This is a genomic window from Patescibacteria group bacterium, assembly GCA_041650995.1.
Lineage (GTDB): Bacteria > Patescibacteriota > Patescibacteriia > XYB2-FULL-38-15 > XYB2-FULL-38-15 > JAHIRI01.
Window position 1 is genome coordinate 490,875 of record JBAZJZ010000001.1, and the last position, 16,892, is coordinate 507,766.

A 16,892-nucleotide genomic window follows, 5' to 3' on the forward strand; every position below is an offset into this window, starting at 1 on the left:
ATATAGTATAGCATAAAAGAAATACACAATCAAAATCAAATAATTACCTAATTACCAATTACTTAATTACCAAATTTGACACGCTATTTAGCAATTGGTAATTGAGTAATTTAGTAATTAAGCGCTTGAACCAGCTTTACCCAATTATCCACACCCAAATCCTGGGCGCGTACTCGTTCATCGAAACCCAAATTGACTAAAACTTCTTTAATTTTTTTATTCGACAACCGCAAACCCCCGGCTAAATTATTTTGCAGCTGCTTGCGCCGCGAAGAAAAACCAATTTTAGCCAGACGAAAAAATTTTTCCGGGGCAATTTCTTTTTTATTTCTTTCGTAAATATTTTTTATGTTAGAAATTTTTATAATCGCCGAATCAACTTCCGGTTCCGGCCAAAAAGCGCGTCTAGGAACAATGTCCACAATTTCCGGCTGACCGTAAAATTGAACCGAAAGAGAAAGCAAGCTCATCTCGCCGGGCGCGGCGCAAATCCGCTCGGCCACTTCCTTTTGCACCATCACCGTAATTTCCTCCGGCCGCGGCTCTTCGCTTAAAAATTTTCTAAATACTGCTGACGTAATTTGATATGGGAGGTTGGCGACAATTTTATATTCATAATTTTTAACTCCCAATTCGTCATTGGCAATTTTTAAAATATCCTTTTCCACAACTTCTAAATTTTTTGGGATGTCTAAAATTTCTCCCAATATTTTCGCCATTTTTCTGTCTGTCTCTACGGCCACAACTCTTTTCGCTCGCCCGATCAACTCTGCGGTCAACACGCCAAACCCGGGACCGATTTCCAAAACAGTATCATTATTTTTTAAATCGGCCGCCTGAACTATACTTTCCAAAACTTCGCGATCTATTAAAAAATTTTGCCCGTATTCCCGTGACGGACGGACGCCGTATTTTTTACAAAGCGATTTTATTACGGTAAGTGAATATAATTCCATAAAAACACATTATCGATGCGGTAGCCGCGGGCTTTAGCCCGCGCTCTATTTGACGACGCAGCCTAAAGGCTGCGACTACCAAAATAAATAATCAATTATCACGGCTGGGGCTACCAAAATTAAATCATTCGCGCCGGTAGCCGCGGGCTTTAGCCCGCGAAAATCCAATCATCAAAATTATACAGTGTAGAGCCCCTAAAAGGATACCCAAGCCAGTCACGCGCCAAACCTTTTCTTTGGACATTTTCCAGAATATATTTAACTTGTTTAATGATGTCTTCATCTCTTCTTAAAATATGATCGTAAAAATCTTTTTGCCACTTAACGCCAAATTTTGAACACGAAAACCAATAGCCTGATCTTTGCTTAAATTCCACAATACACTTATACAGATTGGAGGACTCTTGTTTCCCTTCTATCACGAAGTGACAGTGATCGGGCATGAAATAATAAATATGGGCCTCACAACAAATTTTTTTTAGTGTGCTTAATAAAATATTCTCTAATTGATTAAAAACATCCGGAGAAACAAAAAACGGTTGTCTATCCTCCAAACAAATTGTGAAAGCGCAGATTATTTGGCCGATGTAAAGATCCCTTGGTAGCCGATGCTTTCGTTCGTTAATTTTAAACATTGATTGCTCTTTTAACTCAGGCTATAAAGCCTGCGGCTACCTATATCAAACCTACATCAACGCGTACAACGCTGTCATCGCCGCGCCCAAAATAAAAAGCGCGACCCAACTATCCGGAAAAAAGAAAAGAACAACAAGGGCAAGAACACTTACAATAAGTTTTCCTAAAACTAAAGCCATCTGAAGAAAAACAACTGAGTTCATCACACTGGTTTTTTTCGCTTCATCATAGATAATCGCCGCGAGCGGAACGCCGACTGTTCGTCTTGAAACCCGATACAGCGAATCAGACATAAAAACGCCGACACCGGAAACCACCAAAACCCTCATAAGCCAAGTAAAAGCGGTAAAAATAACCCCTATTTTCAAAACCTCGTGCCTTGATTCTTCGTCAGTAATCCTTCCGATGTATAAAGTTAAAATTGTCGCCACAAAAACTGAGGCGGAAACTAAAAATCCGATGGAGGCGTAAGCCGGAATCATTAAAAAAATAAAAATTGGCCAAAGGTAGCCAGCCAGATGTTCTTCGCCAAAACCAAAATAAGAAAAAAGTCTCCGGCGATTTTCCGGCGCGACGAGCCGCTTCATGGAATCCTTATAAGAAAAAGGCACGGGCACAAATTTTTCCGGAGTGGTAAGAAGCGGAATGTTTGAAACTAAAATTAAAAAAGCGACGATAATAAATAAAACTTTAAATCCCATGGTCGCGATAACAACGCCGCCAAACGCCGGACCCAAAATCATAACTATGGAATCGAGCACCACTAAATTGGAAATTTCCCTGCCGCGCGATCCGTCTTTTCCGAAACGGGCAAAATCGGCGTGATAACCAGGCCAATAAAGAGTTTTTTGGATTGCCAGAGAAATAATCGCGCTTACAATAAAAAACGGGTGATAGGGAATGGCAAATAAAGACAAATAAAAAAGAATTAAAAAGGGCGTGGAAAAAAGAATCGCGTGTTCGTAGCCGCGGGCCCGGGCAAATTTTCCACCAAGCGGCACTAATAAAAAATACAACGCGTAAACGGCGATGTAAAAAACTAATATTTTAGATAAAGAAAATCCCAATGTGTAAAGATAAATGGGTTCAAAAACACCAACAGCAGAAATGGCAAAATCCAAAATTGCTGTTGACCAAAAAAGTTCTTTCAACTCCCGCGCCATGCCGTCGGCGAAATAACGATGAAAAATTTTTTGTAAAAACATCTGATTACGGCTCAATTTACGGCTCAATTATCAAATCCGATCTATTTTCAGCAACTTGCTTTTTTGTTTCCCTGAAACCACCTTACCGTCATCTCTAATCCTTCATCTAAATTTACGTTTGGCTTCCAGCCAAGTTCGCGACGAATTTTTGAAGAATCTAAAACGCTACGCATTTGTTCTCCGGCAACTTTGCCGGCGGCCTTGCCCTGCCCGACCGGCGCGCCAAAAATTTCGGAAGCGCGGGAACCGGTTAATTTCTTTAAAGTTTTAAAAAGCTTTAGAACGCTTGTTTCGCGAGCCGTTCCAACATTAAAAGGTCCTACCTTTTTTGATCTCAACGCCAAAAGATTTGCCCGAACAACGTCACCGACGTAAATGTAATCTCTGGTTTGTTTGCCATTGCCAAAAATAACCGGCTGCTTTCCTTGGAGCATTTTATTGGTAAAAATGGCAACTACTCCGGCTTCGCCATGCGGCGATTGGCGCGGTCCATAAACATTGGCTAAACGCAGAGCAATATATTTCATGCCATAAGTCTTCCAAAAATAATGCAAATACATTTCCGTGGAAAATTTTGCCGCGCCGTAAGGAGAGGCGGGCAAAGAAATTTTATCTTCCGGAGTCGGCAAAACTGTCTCCTCGGAAGAAAGATTACCGCCGCTTGAAGCAAAAATTATTTTCTTCACGCCCGCATTAGCGGCATTCTGTAAAATATTTATTGACCCAAGCACGTTTACTTCCGCGTCAAACATTGGATCGCGCGCCGAAGCCCGCGCATCTATTTGAGCGGCATAATGAAATACCGCCTGGGGCTTTTCCTTTTTAAAAATGCTGCCAATTTTTTTATCACGAATATCAACTTTATAAAACTTTGCTTTTGGATTAAGATTTTCCTTTCTGCCTGTAGACAAATTATCAAGCACAACGACCTGGTGACCGCGTCCGACAAGCGCATCCACAATGTGAGAGCCGATGAATCCTGCGCCGCCAGTGACAATAATCTTTGCCATAAATATAAATTTTCAATTTTTAAACTATATATAATTTTATTTATTATTCTGTTCCTTTTTCCATTTTAAATATGCCTCCATAAACTGTTCCAAATCTCCATTAAGCACCGCGTCTGTATCCGCTGTTTCAAGTTTTGTTCTGTGATCTTTAACCATTCGGTACGGCTGCAAAACATATGACCGAATTTGATTTCCCCACGCCGCCAAAACTCCGGCTCGTAATTTATCAATTTCCTTTGTTCGGGTCTCCTCCTGCAGATGTAAAATTTTTGCTTTCAAAATTTTTAGGGCGGTTTCTTTATTTTGAGCCTGTGAACGTTCGCGCTGGCAGCTTACGGTGAGACCCGTGGGAAGATGAACAACTCTAACGGCCGAATAAGTTGTCTGCACGCTTTGTCCGCCGTGTCCGCTTGATAGATATGTGTCGATCCGCAAATCTTTCGAATCCAATTTTATTTCTGAGACATCGTCAATTTCCGGCAAAACTTCAACTAAAGCAAACGAAGTATGCCGCATTTTTTCCGCATCAAAGGGAGAAATACGGACTAAGCGATGAACACCGGATTCACTCCGAAGCCATCCATAAGCCATCCGACCGGTGACTCTTACTGTTATGCTCTTAATGCCCGCTTCAGAACCACGCGTTTCATCAATAATTTCTGTTTTCCATCCCTTCTTCTCGCAAAACCTAAAATACATTCTGAGAAGCATCTCTGCCCAATCCTGGGCTTCAGTGCCGCCCGTTCCGGCATGAATACTCAAAATGGCGTTCGCTCGATCGTGCGGGCCGGAAAATAAAACAAAAAATTCCAACTTCCTAAATTGAACGAGAAGCTCATTATATTTTTTTTCAATCTCTTCGCGCAAAGAAACTTCTTTGTCCTTTTGATCGAGCTTGGCCAAATCCAAAATATCCCCCACTTCTTTTTTTAATTTTTCCCAAACTTCAACCTCTTCTTTCAAATCATTCAATCTCTGGTTCGTTTCCTTCGCCGCTTCCTGATCTTTCCAAAACTCCGGCGCCAAAGTTAATTTTTCCAATTTGACGATTTCTTTTTTACTATTTCCTAACTTTAAAAGTTCAAAGGCCTTTTCTATCCTCTGCTCCAACTCTTCTATGCTTTTAACTAATTCGTCCATTTTCATAATTTACAACTAACCTCCCGATTAAAGTTATTCTTTATACTCGGCAAGTGTTACTCTCACATCTTTTTCTTCGCCTTTGTGCAAAACTTTCAAAGTTATTTCATCGCCCGGCTTAGATTTAGCAATTTCCTTGGCTAAAGGATGATCTTCGTCTATTTTTTGACCATTCATTTCCAAAATTATATCATTCTCAACCAAACCCGCTTTGTCGGCCGGTGAGCCGGGCACTATGGCTAAATCCGTCTGCTTTTGGCCGCGGACAATTAATGCCCCATAATCTTTTTCCAATTGATTTTCCTTGGCTATTTCTTGATTAATCAAAACATAACGAACGCCGAGCCATGGCCGAATAATTTTTCCATTCATTTTTACGCTCTCTATATCCTGCTTGGCCGCATTAATCGGAATAGCAAAACCGATCAACTGTCCTTCCTGGTTCATCGCTGTGTTAATGCCAATAACCTGCCCAGCGAGATTCACGAGCGGTCCGCCGGAATTTCCCGGATTTATAGCCGCGTCAGTTTGAAGCGCTTCTTCAATAACCTCTGAACCACCAAGTCGATCACTCGCCACGATCCGTCGCCCTATGCCAGAAATTATGCCTTTAGTCACGGCATTTTTATATTCCCCGAGAGAATTACCGATGGCAATAACCGTCTGACCAATTTCAATTTTATCGGAATCTCCCAATTCCACGGTTGGCAAATCTTTGGCGTCAATTTTTAAGACGGCAATATCCAAAACCGGATCAGTGGCTAAAATTTTCGCGTCATATCTTTGATCGTCATTTGTAATAACCGTATATTCCGCCGCTGTGTCTGAGACCACATGTTTATTAGTTAAAATCAACCCATCCGAAGAAATTATAAAGCCCGTTCCCCCGCCAATTTCCGTTTTGCCCGTGCCGCCACTATTACCGCCCGTGTTTGGCTGCTCAAAACCAAAAGGAAAATTAAAACCAAACAAATCGTAAGGAAAAGTATTTGAATTATTAATTTTACTTAAATCTTTAGAAATAATTATTGAAACAACGGCCGGAGCAACTTTTTTTACGGCGCTAATTGTTGCCGACTCCTCAATAACCGCCTGAGTAAACACTCTCTCACTTTCATCGTTTCCGATTACAACGTCTTCACCTAAAAAATTCTTTTGAAACCATGGAACAATATGGCTCTTACCATAAAGCCCGCCGAGCACACCACCCACTCCGCCAAAAATTAAGCCAACGAGCGCCGCAACAGCAATAATTTTTTGAAAAGATTTATCTTGAAACATAGGTTTGAAAATTCCTAATTGACCTAATTAACCTAACGTCTAAATAAATCACAGTATCCAATAACCAAAACTTTAGACATTAGACATTTTAGCATTTGGTCATTTATTAAAAATTAGAAATTGGGTTAATTATTTATTCATCCTTTTATTAAATCTATAAATTACTTGCGCAAAATTATTTATTTTATTTTTTCTGACCTCTATCCCCTCTTCTCCAAGCAGTTCTGCCTTTTTTCTGATTCCACCGGCATATCCACCCAAACTTCCATCTGCTTTTACCACCCGATGACAAGGAATTTTTATGGGATGAGGATTTTTATGAAGAGCATTTCCAACCGCCCGGGGGCTGGTCTTTAAAATTCGCGCGATTTCTCCATATGTCGAAACTTTTCCCTTCGGAATTTTTTTCACCAACAATAAAACTTTTTCCTGAAACGGAGTCATATTAATTATAGCAAAAAAATGGGTAAAAGTTAATAAAAGAGAGAGCACCCTTTACTGCTCTCTCTCAAGGCTGACCTACCCCACACCGACTAGCACTTGCAGTCGCAACTGCAATCGGCGCAATCGCAACAGTCGCAATTGCTGCGGTCGCCGGAGGTCTGTGGGCCTCTCGAAGTCCGCCGCAGGTCCTTCTTCGACAACGGCTTGGCAGCCGCCCTCTTGCCCTTGAGGGCACGGACCATTTGCACAGCGCTCATTCCTTTACCTCCTTTCTACTGATAATTTCCTCTGGGTCGAAATGAGTCCAGAGGAAAGGACAGCCTCCTACACACTTCCCCCAGTGACGACAGCCCTTACACTTCTCGTGAGGATATCGCCATATCTCACGCCGGAAGACTCCGTGGATGCCCTTCCTGCCGTACCAGACCTTGGCAAAGTCTGTCGCGGTTTTTACGGATTGCTCGCTCAGGTTGAAGAGCGGCCGCCCGACGAAGTGAGTGCACGGCAGAACATTGCCGTTAGGTTCGAACACCGCACCCGAGCCATAGAAGATGTGACAGTGGACACCATCGGAGATGCAGCCGATGGTCATCATCTCGTCCAGCAACGATTGATCAAACAAGCACAACGGAATCGTCGCGAAGAACTTCACCTTGATTCCTTTCGCCTTTAACGCCAAATAGGCGTCGGTGACGATTTGAGCCGTATGGGCCGGAGACAAGGCGAAAGACTCAGTTTTCTCTTGGCTACCGCCAGCCGAAGGCAAACCAACGTTAAAGAGGATGTTAACCACTCCCATTTTGTGCATCAACTCAGCTAGCGGAATCACTTCTCCGAAGTTGTGTCTGCTGACAGTCAGCAGAGTGTTGAACGACAGACCAAGCCTGAGACAATTCTCCACGCCCGCCATCGTCTCTCGAAAACTCAAGGTTCTGGTCACCGCGTTGTGGACTTTGGCGCTAGATCCCTCTACAGAGATGCTAGCGTGCTTTAGCCCGACATCGACAAGCGACCGTATGTACAGAGGATTGGCTAGTCTGCGTCCGTTGGTCACCAACTTGAACTCGATGTCAAACTGACTGCCTGCGCGTATCAGTTCAGCCAATCGGGGGTAGAGTGTTGGCTCACCGCCGATCAACAAACAGTCAGACGCTCCCATCTCTTTCATCATTCCACAGATTCTGATAGCCTGGTCAAAATCCATTGGCCGATCAACGAACTGACTGTGTTCGGCATAGCAACCGGCGCAATGATTGTTGCAGCCATAAGTCAACGCCAACCAGAACGTCTTGATCTGCGGTCGTTCTGTCCTTCCCATTTTTCTCTCCTTGCTTCTTCGCCAAGAACTCACGTTCATGTTACATTAGCGTATATTCGCTATGTCGTCAACACCTCAACTCCGTATTTAACTAACTGATTAAAATTCTTATTTTTTTGCCACAAAATTTCCAATTTTTTTCTAAAAGCCTGATGCAGATCATATCCCTTATCTTTTTGGCATAGATATTTTTTAAACTCATAATTTAAAATAACCGTGAGAGATTCCTTTAAATACTCAAATTGCCGAGGAGAGAGATTTTTAACCGGCTGCTTATTTTTACAATAAGCAATAAATTGAAAGTGCAACAATTCGTGCAGGAACGTTCCTAAATAACATTTAGCTGACCATACCGCGCAAAGCCACACGTACCCTTTTTCATAGTTATAAGGACAACGCGGAAAAGTGGTTAAAAAACAAGTAAACTTTTTTCTGTACAATTGTTTTCCGGTTATTTTTTCCATCAGGCTGCACGCTTCTTGGGCATTATCATCAAATAATTTTTGAGCCTCCGCCAAATTTTTCTCCAAAACTTTTTTATGTTCTTTATAATATTTTTTCAAATAAGGTATTAAAAATTTAAAAGCTTCTTTTTCGGTTTTGCCATAAATTTTTTTCCACAGACTCTCCCCTACTCTTTGTTTCCAATCAACGCCGTGGGAAATTTTATTGCAAGCATTCCACCAATTCCAGGCGTCTTTTTTAATGTCTAGCTTGATGTTTATAGTTACCATAAGTATAAATCTTTTTTATTTAACTTCTATATCCGGCCTACTGTTTATGGTTAGACTGTTCACCCCCGCACTTCACAAATTTCAAAATTATCTTTTATTTCATCACGCAATTTCTTTAAAAATTCTATTGAATACGGTTTTATTTCACGAAATTCCGGACTGAAAATTTTCTCGCCTGATCTAAATTGCTGCAAATAATATTTTTTTGCTCCCCTGATAAAATTCGCAAGGTCCAAAATATTTTCTTCATTATGCAGCCCCGGAACGACTGTGGTACGAAATTCATATTCTAAACCGCTTTGCATAATAATGCCAATACTTTGTTTAATATTCTCTATATCCACTGTGGCGCCAGCAACTTTTTCATATGATTCTTTTTGCAATAAAGTTTTTATATCCATAGAAATATAATCAATCATTTTTTCCGCTATGAGCGCCTTAAGCATTTCCGGATTTGTTCCATTGGTATCTAATTTTACCAAAAAACCAAGAATTCTAATTTTTTTTATAAACTCCGGCAAATCTGGATGAAGAGTCGGCTCTCCTCCTGTGATGCAAACCCCGTCAAGCAAACCGTGGCGCGAATTTAAAAAATCAAAAAAAACTTTTTCTTCAATAATTTCCGATAATTTAAATTCAGCCGGATCAATTAATTCCGGATTATGGCAAAAATGACAACGAAAATTACAACCGACAGTAAAAACCGTGCAAGCAATTTTGCCGGGGTAATCAATCAAAGTTAGTTTTTGTAATCCACCGATAATCATAGGGACATTTTATCACAAAACACGGCTCCCATCAATGGAAAGCCGTGTTTTAAGATTTCATCATTTTTTACTTAAACTTCTTCCAGCTGTTTATCATAAGTCTTTCTCTCTCCAAATTCCGCCTGCTTGCCATCGTTCCATTGACTTACCGGTCGAAGATAGCCGACGACGCGGGAATAAATTTCACACGCCTGCCGTTTTGATTGTTTTTCCTCCGTCATATATTTATTGTTATTTATTATTTTGTGATTAATTAATCTTTATAACCAATTTCTTCGTCACACTTCGGACAAAACGGATGTTCACCGGCAAGGTATCCATGTTTCGGACAGACACTAAAAGTCGGGGTCAAAGAAAAATAAGGAAGATGAAATTGGCTCGCGATTTTTTTAACAAGTATTTTTGCCGCGTCACCAGAAGGCAATCTTTCTCCGATAAATCCATGAAGCACTGTTCCTCCAGTATACCGCGTTTGCAGGTCGTCTTGCAAGCGCAAGGCTTCAAAATAATCATTAGTAAAGCCAACGGGCAGATGAGATGAGTTTGTGTAATAAGGAGTGGCGCCTTTTTCCCGATGAGCCTTTTCGTTGGCGACAATAATATCCGGATATTTTATTTTATCTTTTTTCACCAAACTGTAGCTCGTGCCTTCTCCGGGAGTTGCTTCAAGATTATAAAGATTATTTGTTTCTAGTTGATAATCCATCAACCTTTCCCTCATAAAATCAAGAACGGATTTGGCAAAATCATGGCCTTCCTCCGTAGTGATATTCCTACCCAAGAAATTGAGGCATGCCTCGTTCATACCAATCAAACCGATCGTGTTGAAATGGTTTCTCCAATATTCATTAAATCTTTCTTTTATTGGCGCGAGATAATGTCGGCAATAAGGATAAAGTCCTTTTCCGGTTAGAGTTTCCACAACTTCTCTTTTTATTTCAAGACTCTTTTTGGCCAAATCCATTAAACGCGCCAATCTGTCAAAAAATTCTTTTCTTGTTTTTGAAAGATAACCGATGCGAGGCAAATTGATTGTTACAACGCCGATTGAACCGGTTAAAGGATTGGCCGCGAAAAGTCCGCCGCCGCGTTTTCTAAGTTCGCGGTTATCAAGGCGCAAGCGGCAACACATTGATCGCGCGTCTTCAGCTTTCATATCTGAATTTACAAAATTGGCAAAATAAGGAATGCCGTACTTGGCCGTCATTTCCCAAATTGAATCCAACTCTTTCTTCTCCCAATTAAAATCTGGCGTGATATTATAGGTCGGAATTGGAAAAGAAAAAACTCTACCCTTCGCGTCACCAGAAATCATCACTTCGGCAAAGGCCTGATTAAACATATCCATTTCCGCCTGAAATTCTCCGTATTTTTCTTTTTGTGGCACTCCGCCAACAATCACTGCTTCATCCGCCATGTTTTTGGGCGGGGTAAGATCCATAGTGACGTTGGTAAACGGCGTCTGAAAACCAACGCGAGTGGGAACATTAACATTAAAAACAAATTCCTGCATGGCTTGTTTCACATCTTTGTAGGACAAACCATCATAGCGAATAAAAGGAGCAAGAAGCGTGTCAAAATTGGCAAACGCCTGCGCGCCCGCTACCTCTCCCTGAAGAGTATAAAAGAAATTAACAATCTGCCCCAACGCGCTCCTCAAGTGTTTTGCCGGTTTTGATTCTATCTTTCCGGCAACTCCCCCAAAACCGCGCGTCAAAAGATCATGGAGATCCCAACCGCAACAATAAGCCGCCAAAATTTGCAAATCATGAATATGAAAATCTCCATCCACGTAAGCATCTCTGATTTCGGGCGGATAAACCTTATTTAGCCAATAATGAGAACTTATCGCTGAACTAATATGATTATTCAATCCTTGCAAAGAAAACGCCATGTTGCTGTTTTCTCGAACCAACCAATCCAATTTATCCAAATAATTGCCCATTATCTGGTTTCCATCAACCAACGCATTCAGTTCGCGAATTTTTGCGTGCTGATCGCGGTAGAGAATATACGCTTTAGCCACCCTAATCTGTCTGGCTCTAATCAAAACTTCTTCTACAATATCCTGAATTTCTTCCACGGCCGGTATTGAACGATGATGAAATTTTTTATTTAAAATTTTCATCACCTGGTCAGAGAGCCGATTCGCTAATTTTTCGTCTTTTTCTCCGATTGCCTCTATTGCCTTTCCAACAGCTACCGTAACTTTTCCTTGGTCAAAATCAACAATGCGGCCATCTCTTTTTCTTATTTGGGTGACTTTATTTTGACTATAAATCATAAATTAGGCGAATAAAATAACAAGATAACCTTAAAGAACATTGATTCGAGAATCTGGCAATAAATTTTCAAAACCTGTCTAAATCCTCCTTCTCAAATCTGCTCTTGCTATCTTGCTATCGTATTATCTCTTATACTAAATTTATTTACATTATTTTTTTTCGAAGAAACGCGGGAATATCCAAATCTTCCGTTTCTCCCCCTTCAGCCGCGCCGACTTTCTTTGCGGAAAAATTTTTACCACCTGATTCTTTCTCGTCATTTCCGTCAATATCTCCGAACTCGGTAATTTTTTTCACCGGTCTTTTTTGAAATTGGCCGACAGATGATTTTTCGGCTTCTTTTGCCTTTCCAATAGTTGGAACGGAAAACGACCGTGGCGTCGGAGCTTCCGCGTCATAAGAAGATTTTCTTCTTTCCGTAAATCCTGTCGCAATAACAGTTATCCTTACGCTATCTTTCATGTTTTCATTTATCACCGCGCCGAAAATAACTTTAGCGTCAGGATCAGCTGAACCGGTAATAATTTTCGCCGCCTCGGCCACCTCATGCATGCCCAAATTCGGACCGCCTGTAACTGTAAAAAGTATTCCTCGCGCTCCATCAATGGACATTTCCAAAAGCGGGGAAGAAATCGCAGCTTTAGCTGCTTCGTCGGCTCTACTTTCACCACCCGCCTCGCCGATTCCCATCATTGCCGTTCCCGCGTCTTTCATAATTGCCCGCACATCGGCAAAATCAACGTTAATCAAACCGGGAATTGTAATTAATTCGGAAATTCCCTGAACGCCGTTTTTTAAAACCTCGTCGCAAGTCATAAAAGCGTCCAGAAGGGAAGTTTTTTTATCAATAATTTGTAAAAGACGGTCATTCGGAATAGTAATCAATGTATCAACCTTATCTTCAAGTTCTTCGAGCGCCCGTTCAGCAATAGTCCGCCGTTGAGCCCCCTCAAAAGAAAAAGGTTTGGTCACAACTCCCACGGTTAAAGCTCCCTGGTCGCGCGCAAGCTGGGCAACAATCGGCGCCGCGCCCGATCCTGTGCCTCCGCCTAAACCGCAAGTCACAAAGACCATGTCCGCGCCTTTTAGGGCGTCTCTAATTTCATTTTGACTTTCTTCGGCAGAACGCCGACCAACTTCCGGATCCATACCCGCTCCCAAACCGCGCGTGATAGTTTTTCCGATATGCAATCTTACGGGCGCTTCCGAATAATGAAGAGCCTGAACATCGGTATTGGCGGCAATAAATTCAACACCTCTTATTTTTGCTTTGACCATACGATTTACCGCCGATCCGCCCGATCCTCCGACGCCAACAACCTTGATCTTGGCAAAGGTTTCAATTTCTGGTTTTATTTCTGGCATAAAATTGGATTATAGATTATAGATTATAGATTTTGGCTATTTTATCTTTTATTTAAAATCTACAATCTATAATCTGAAATCTATTATGGCATCAAAGATTTAAACCACTTTTTGACTTGGCTTGTAACTTTATCAATACTTTTGAAACGAGAAGTAAATCCGCCGCTTCTTTCATCATATACTGCATTGCCCCAAAGAACCAGTCCCAGGGCCGGTACAAACGACACATCATTAACCTTATCAACCACGCTTGTGATATTTTGAGGATAGCCCAAAGAAACCGGCAGACGCAATTTTCTCTTAGCGACATCTAAAATTCCCGGGAGCTTGGCGGTTGAACCGACAAGGATCACGCCTGAAGGCAAAAGGCCGCTGCGTCCAATTTTTTTCAATTCGTCATCAATTTTTTCAAAAATTTCCTCAACCCTGGCCTCAATAATTTCCGCAACGTATTTTTTAGAAATTAAAGTATTTTCCCCTGGCTCATAATCACCAAGATTAAGCTCATCTTTTTTACTAATATCTTTTGGCAGAGCTGTGCCGTGTTCCAATTTTATTTTTTCCGCGGCATCAAGCGACGTGCGAAGGCCAATGGCGACATCCGACGTGATATGATCGCCGCCGAGTGGCAAAAAAGCCGTATGCATAACATCCCCGCCTTCAAAAACTGCGAGCTCTGTAGATGTCCGCCCGATATTGGCCACGGCTACACCCAATTCTTTCTGGCGAGGACTCGTAACCGCTTCTGATGCGGCGAGAATTGAAAAAACAACATCCTCAATATCCACGCCCGTGCGATAAATGCATTTGGTTAAATTTTTTATATGTGAACTTAAACCTTGAATAATTTGAGTTTCTACTTCAAGCCTTACTCCGCTCATGCCGATCGGATCGCGAATATTAACTTGACTATCGATAGAAAAAGTCCTGGGTATAACATGTAAAATTTCAAAATTGGGAGGAGTGGCAACGGCACGCGAAGCTTCGATTGATCTTTCCACGTCACCATCATCAATTTCACCGTTAGGCTTTGCCACGGCAATAACTCCTTTGCTTTTTTGGAAAATAATGTGATCACCGGAAATACCAACCCAAACCCCGTCGACAGGAACGCCCGTGACTCGCTCAGCTGCTTCAAAAGCCGCCGCAATGCTTGAGGTGGCGTTTTCAACGCTCATGACCGTCCCGCGAGACATCCCCTCTGACGGCACCTCTATCGCAGCTAAAATTTTTGGCGCTCCGGCCAGATCCCGCTGCCCCACGACTACTCGCGCTGCAGTTGAGCCAAGGTCTAAACCGGTGATTATTTCACTTCTCATATATTGACGCTTATCTGTTCTTCGCAAGTCTTTTATTATAAATAATCCTGGAAAATTTTGCAACTTTGTTAAATTGCCACATTATTACTCTGCCAAATGGTTAATGACGTAATCAGCTTTTCACCCGAGACAACAACTTTAGGCTTAAAATAATTTAATCAGATACGGACCCAAAATCAGAACGCCAACTATAATCGCTCCGAGTGAGGAAAGCAAAACTACCGCGGCCATAATATCCTTGACCGTTTCAACATAAGGATGCATTCTCGGCTTCAAAACATCCACCACTCTTTCAAAAACGCTGTTGATTAACTCTAGCACCAAAACCATCATAATGACAAGCAAAAGAGCTACCGCCTCCCAAACTTTAACATTAAAAAATAAGGCTAAAATTAAAACCAGAAACCCCAGTAACACTTGAACGCGAAAACTTTGTTCTTCCTTGAAAACCCTGACCAATCCCCTGCCTGCGTAACGAAAACTTTTTATCAAACGGCTTAAACTAAACATTGCCGCATTGTTATATTGTTACATTATTAAATTGCCAACAATTTAACCATCTAACAATTTAACCATTTTATTTTGTAAATTTTCCATCCTCCTGGATTCTCTTAAACTCTTTTCGTGATCATACCCCGCCAAATGCAGAACGCCGTGGATTAATAACATTTTTATTTCTTCCAACGCGGTGTGCTTTTGCTCCTTCGCCTGCCTCACTGCCTGCGGATAAGAAATTATTATTTCGCCCTCTACTCCCCCGCCAACTTTTGATTCGTAGATAAAACTCAAAACATCTGTTGTCTTATTTTTCCCACGATAAAAATTATTTAGCTTTTTTATTTCCGCATCGCCGACAAAGGCAAGTGAAATTTCCGCATTTTTAACTTTTACACTCTTAAAAACTAATTCTACAATTTTGCTGATCCATTTTTTATCTAACTTTCTACCGACACGCTGATTTATTTCAATTTTAATCATTTTTACATCCTTAAAAACTTTACAAACTCAACTTAAAACTTTTTATCATCATTTCAAAAGTACTTTTATAATTTATCTCTGTTTTACTTCCGACGCTATAACTAATTGCATAAATTTTATCTCCCGAGGCAAAGTAAGTCGTAAGTCCATCAGGGCTCTTTTTTCCCAAAAGACCGCTTTTTGTTGTAATATCGGCAAGCTCAGAAGGATTTGTTTCCGGCGACTCAAACAAATACCAATCTAAAAGCGGCAGGCGGTTAAGATTCTCATCAACTATAACCTGAAAAATCTCTCCCGTTGTTGAAGTAAGAAGTATTTCTCTTTCTGTTTCATCAAGGGCTCTTGCGATCCAAAGTGAAGGGTAAAAAATAGAATATTTATAAATTTGGTTGTCATAAATTTTTACTAGATTTGTTTCTTCAATTTTCTGTGGAGCAAGTCCTGTCGGATTGTATAAATTTATAATTTCCAGGGTGTCGGGATAACCATCTCCATCTGTATCTGCTTTAGTCGGATCAGTGCTAAACAAAGTTTCCTCCACGTCTGTCATGCCATCTTGGTCTGTGTCTGTTGCCGAAGGTAGCGGAGTTGCTGGTTCAGGCAGTGGTGCGGGACAATCAGCAAGGCACGTAATGGAATTTTCTCCTGATTCACATATTCCATTACCACAAACCGGCGCAGGCGGTACATTTACAGGCACGTTAACGGGAACATTAACAGGCGGTACATTTACAGGCACGTTCGTCACGACGTTGGTATTAGCCGGCAATGTAGTGGTTTTTGGTTCGTTGGTCAAACTTTGAGTGAAAAGATACGCCGCCACAGCCATCAAGCCAATAACAACAATCCCCACCACAATAATCAGGGTTGTTTTCGACCCGCCACCCTTCCCCTCTTTCGGCACTTTTACTTTTTTAAAATAAAACTGCTCTGGCATAGCCTTAATTTCCACGGGCGGCTCTTCGGCGATATTTATGGGTTTCGTTGACTCTCCGTTTGACATAACAAATAAATTAAAAGTGTAAAGTTAAAAGTGAAAAATTACAGTTAAAAATTAAAAGTTACAAAATTAAAATCAAAACTTTACACTTTTAATTTATAACTTTTAACTTTCTAGGGCTGTTCCAGTAATCTCCCCGGCCCTTTTGGATCATAGCCGTTTTCTACCTCACTACCATCTAAAAAGGTATCTCCGTCCGTATCGGAATTTAAGGGATCAGTGAAATAAAAATTCACTTCCATACCATCATTTAATCCATCTTCGTCTGTATCAACCTTTGTCGGGTCAGTTCCAAGAGCTGCCTCTTCCGCGTCGGTTAAACCGTCATCATCTGAATCAATGCTTTCCGGCGGAGGAACGACAGGCGCGGTTTCAAGAACTGCGGGCGGTATTTCCACGGGAGTTTCGTTAACGATTGGTTCTATTTCGGCCGGGATATTTTCTGGAGGCAAGT

The 16,892-nt window shown here is 41.4% G+C and carries 15 protein-coding genes and 2 pseudogenes; all 17 read right to left on the minus strand.

Going from position 1 to position 16,892, the window contains the following annotated elements; genetic code table 11:
- Window positions 1-110 precede the first annotated feature (110 nt).
- Entirely contained in the window at window positions 111-956 is an 846-nt protein-coding gene (rsmA, locus tag WC445_02700) for a 16S rRNA (adenine(1518)-N(6)/adenine(1519)-N(6))-dimethyltransferase RsmA (protein MFA5128857.1), read from the minus strand.
- Between the two features lie 149 nt (window positions 957-1,105).
- Window positions 1,106-1,591, minus strand: coding sequence for a transposase (locus WC445_02705; protein MFA5128858.1), 486 nt, complete (start codon window positions 1,589-1,591; stop codon window positions 1,106-1,108).
- Window positions 1,592-1,642: 51 nt separating this feature from the next.
- Window positions 1,643-2,797, minus strand: coding sequence for an MFS transporter (locus tag WC445_02710; protein MFA5128859.1), 1,155 nt, complete (start codon window positions 2,795-2,797; stop codon window positions 1,643-1,645).
- 47 nt (window positions 2,798-2,844) lie between these two features.
- Window positions 2,845-3,807 (minus strand): NAD-dependent epimerase/dehydratase family protein, encoded by a 963-nt coding sequence (locus WC445_02715; GenBank protein MFA5128860.1) that lies wholly within the window; start codon window positions 3,805-3,807, stop codon window positions 2,845-2,847.
- 36 nt (window positions 3,808-3,843) lie between these two features.
- Window positions 3,844-4,947 (minus strand): peptide chain release factor 2, encoded by a 1,104-nt coding sequence (gene prfB, locus WC445_02720; protein ID MFA5128861.1) that lies wholly within the window; start codon window positions 4,945-4,947, stop codon window positions 3,844-3,846.
- Between the two features lie 33 nt (window positions 4,948-4,980).
- Complete coding sequence (locus tag WC445_02725; GenBank protein ID MFA5128862.1) at window positions 4,981-6,228, minus strand: trypsin-like peptidase domain-containing protein; 1,248 nt, start codon at window positions 6,226-6,228, stop codon at window positions 4,981-4,983.
- 129 nt (window positions 6,229-6,357) lie between these two features.
- Complete coding sequence (locus WC445_02730) at window positions 6,358-6,672, minus strand: MGMT family protein (GenBank protein ID MFA5128863.1); 315 nt, start codon at window positions 6,670-6,672, stop codon at window positions 6,358-6,360.
- A gap of 253 nt (window positions 6,673-6,925) precedes the next feature.
- Window positions 6,926-7,990 carry a radical SAM protein gene (locus WC445_02735; protein ID MFA5128864.1) on the minus strand — a complete coding sequence of 355 codons (1,065 nt, stop codon included), beginning with the start codon at window positions 7,988-7,990 and terminating at the stop codon, window positions 6,926-6,928.
- A gap of 59 nt (window positions 7,991-8,049) precedes the next feature.
- Window positions 8,050-8,724 carry a hypothetical protein gene (locus WC445_02740; protein ID MFA5128865.1) on the minus strand — a complete coding sequence of 225 codons (675 nt, stop codon included), beginning with the start codon at window positions 8,722-8,724 and terminating at the stop codon, window positions 8,050-8,052.
- A gap of 59 nt (window positions 8,725-8,783) precedes the next feature.
- Window positions 8,784-9,491: an anaerobic ribonucleoside-triphosphate reductase activating protein gene (locus tag WC445_02745; protein ID MFA5128866.1), complete on the minus strand. Its 708-nt coding sequence runs from the start codon at window positions 9,489-9,491 to the stop codon at window positions 8,784-8,786.
- A 71-nt stretch (window positions 9,492-9,562) separates the two neighbouring features.
- Window positions 9,563-11,775: pseudogene (locus WC445_02750) on the minus strand (ribonucleoside triphosphate reductase).
- A gap of 145 nt (window positions 11,776-11,920) precedes the next feature.
- Window positions 11,921-13,141: a cell division protein FtsZ gene (gene ftsZ, locus WC445_02755; GenBank protein ID MFA5128867.1), complete on the minus strand. Its 1,221-nt coding sequence runs from the start codon at window positions 13,139-13,141 to the stop codon at window positions 11,921-11,923.
- An 83-nt stretch (window positions 13,142-13,224) separates the two neighbouring features.
- The gene (gene ftsA / locus WC445_02760) at window positions 13,225-14,460 is read right to left on the minus strand and encodes a cell division protein FtsA (protein ID MFA5128868.1); all 1,236 of its coding nucleotides are present in this window, start codon (window positions 14,458-14,460) and stop codon (window positions 13,225-13,227) included.
- A 144-nt stretch (window positions 14,461-14,604) separates the two neighbouring features.
- Window positions 14,605-14,970, minus strand: a complete 366-nt coding sequence (locus WC445_02765; GenBank protein MFA5128869.1) for a diacylglycerol kinase — start codon at window positions 14,968-14,970, stop codon at window positions 14,605-14,607.
- A 42-nt stretch (window positions 14,971-15,012) separates the two neighbouring features.
- On the minus strand, window positions 15,013-15,438 hold the full coding sequence (gene ybeY / locus WC445_02770; GenBank protein MFA5128870.1) for an rRNA maturation RNase YbeY: 426 nt from the start codon (window positions 15,436-15,438) through the stop codon (window positions 15,013-15,015).
- A 19-nt stretch (window positions 15,439-15,457) separates the two neighbouring features.
- Entirely contained in the window at window positions 15,458-16,441 is a 984-nt protein-coding gene (locus tag WC445_02775; GenBank protein MFA5128871.1) for a hypothetical protein, read from the minus strand.
- Window positions 16,442-16,626: 185 nt separating this feature from the next.
- Window positions 16,627-16,791, minus strand: a pseudogene (locus WC445_02780) (type IV secretion protein Rhs).
- Window positions 16,792-16,892: the final 101 nt, after the last annotated feature.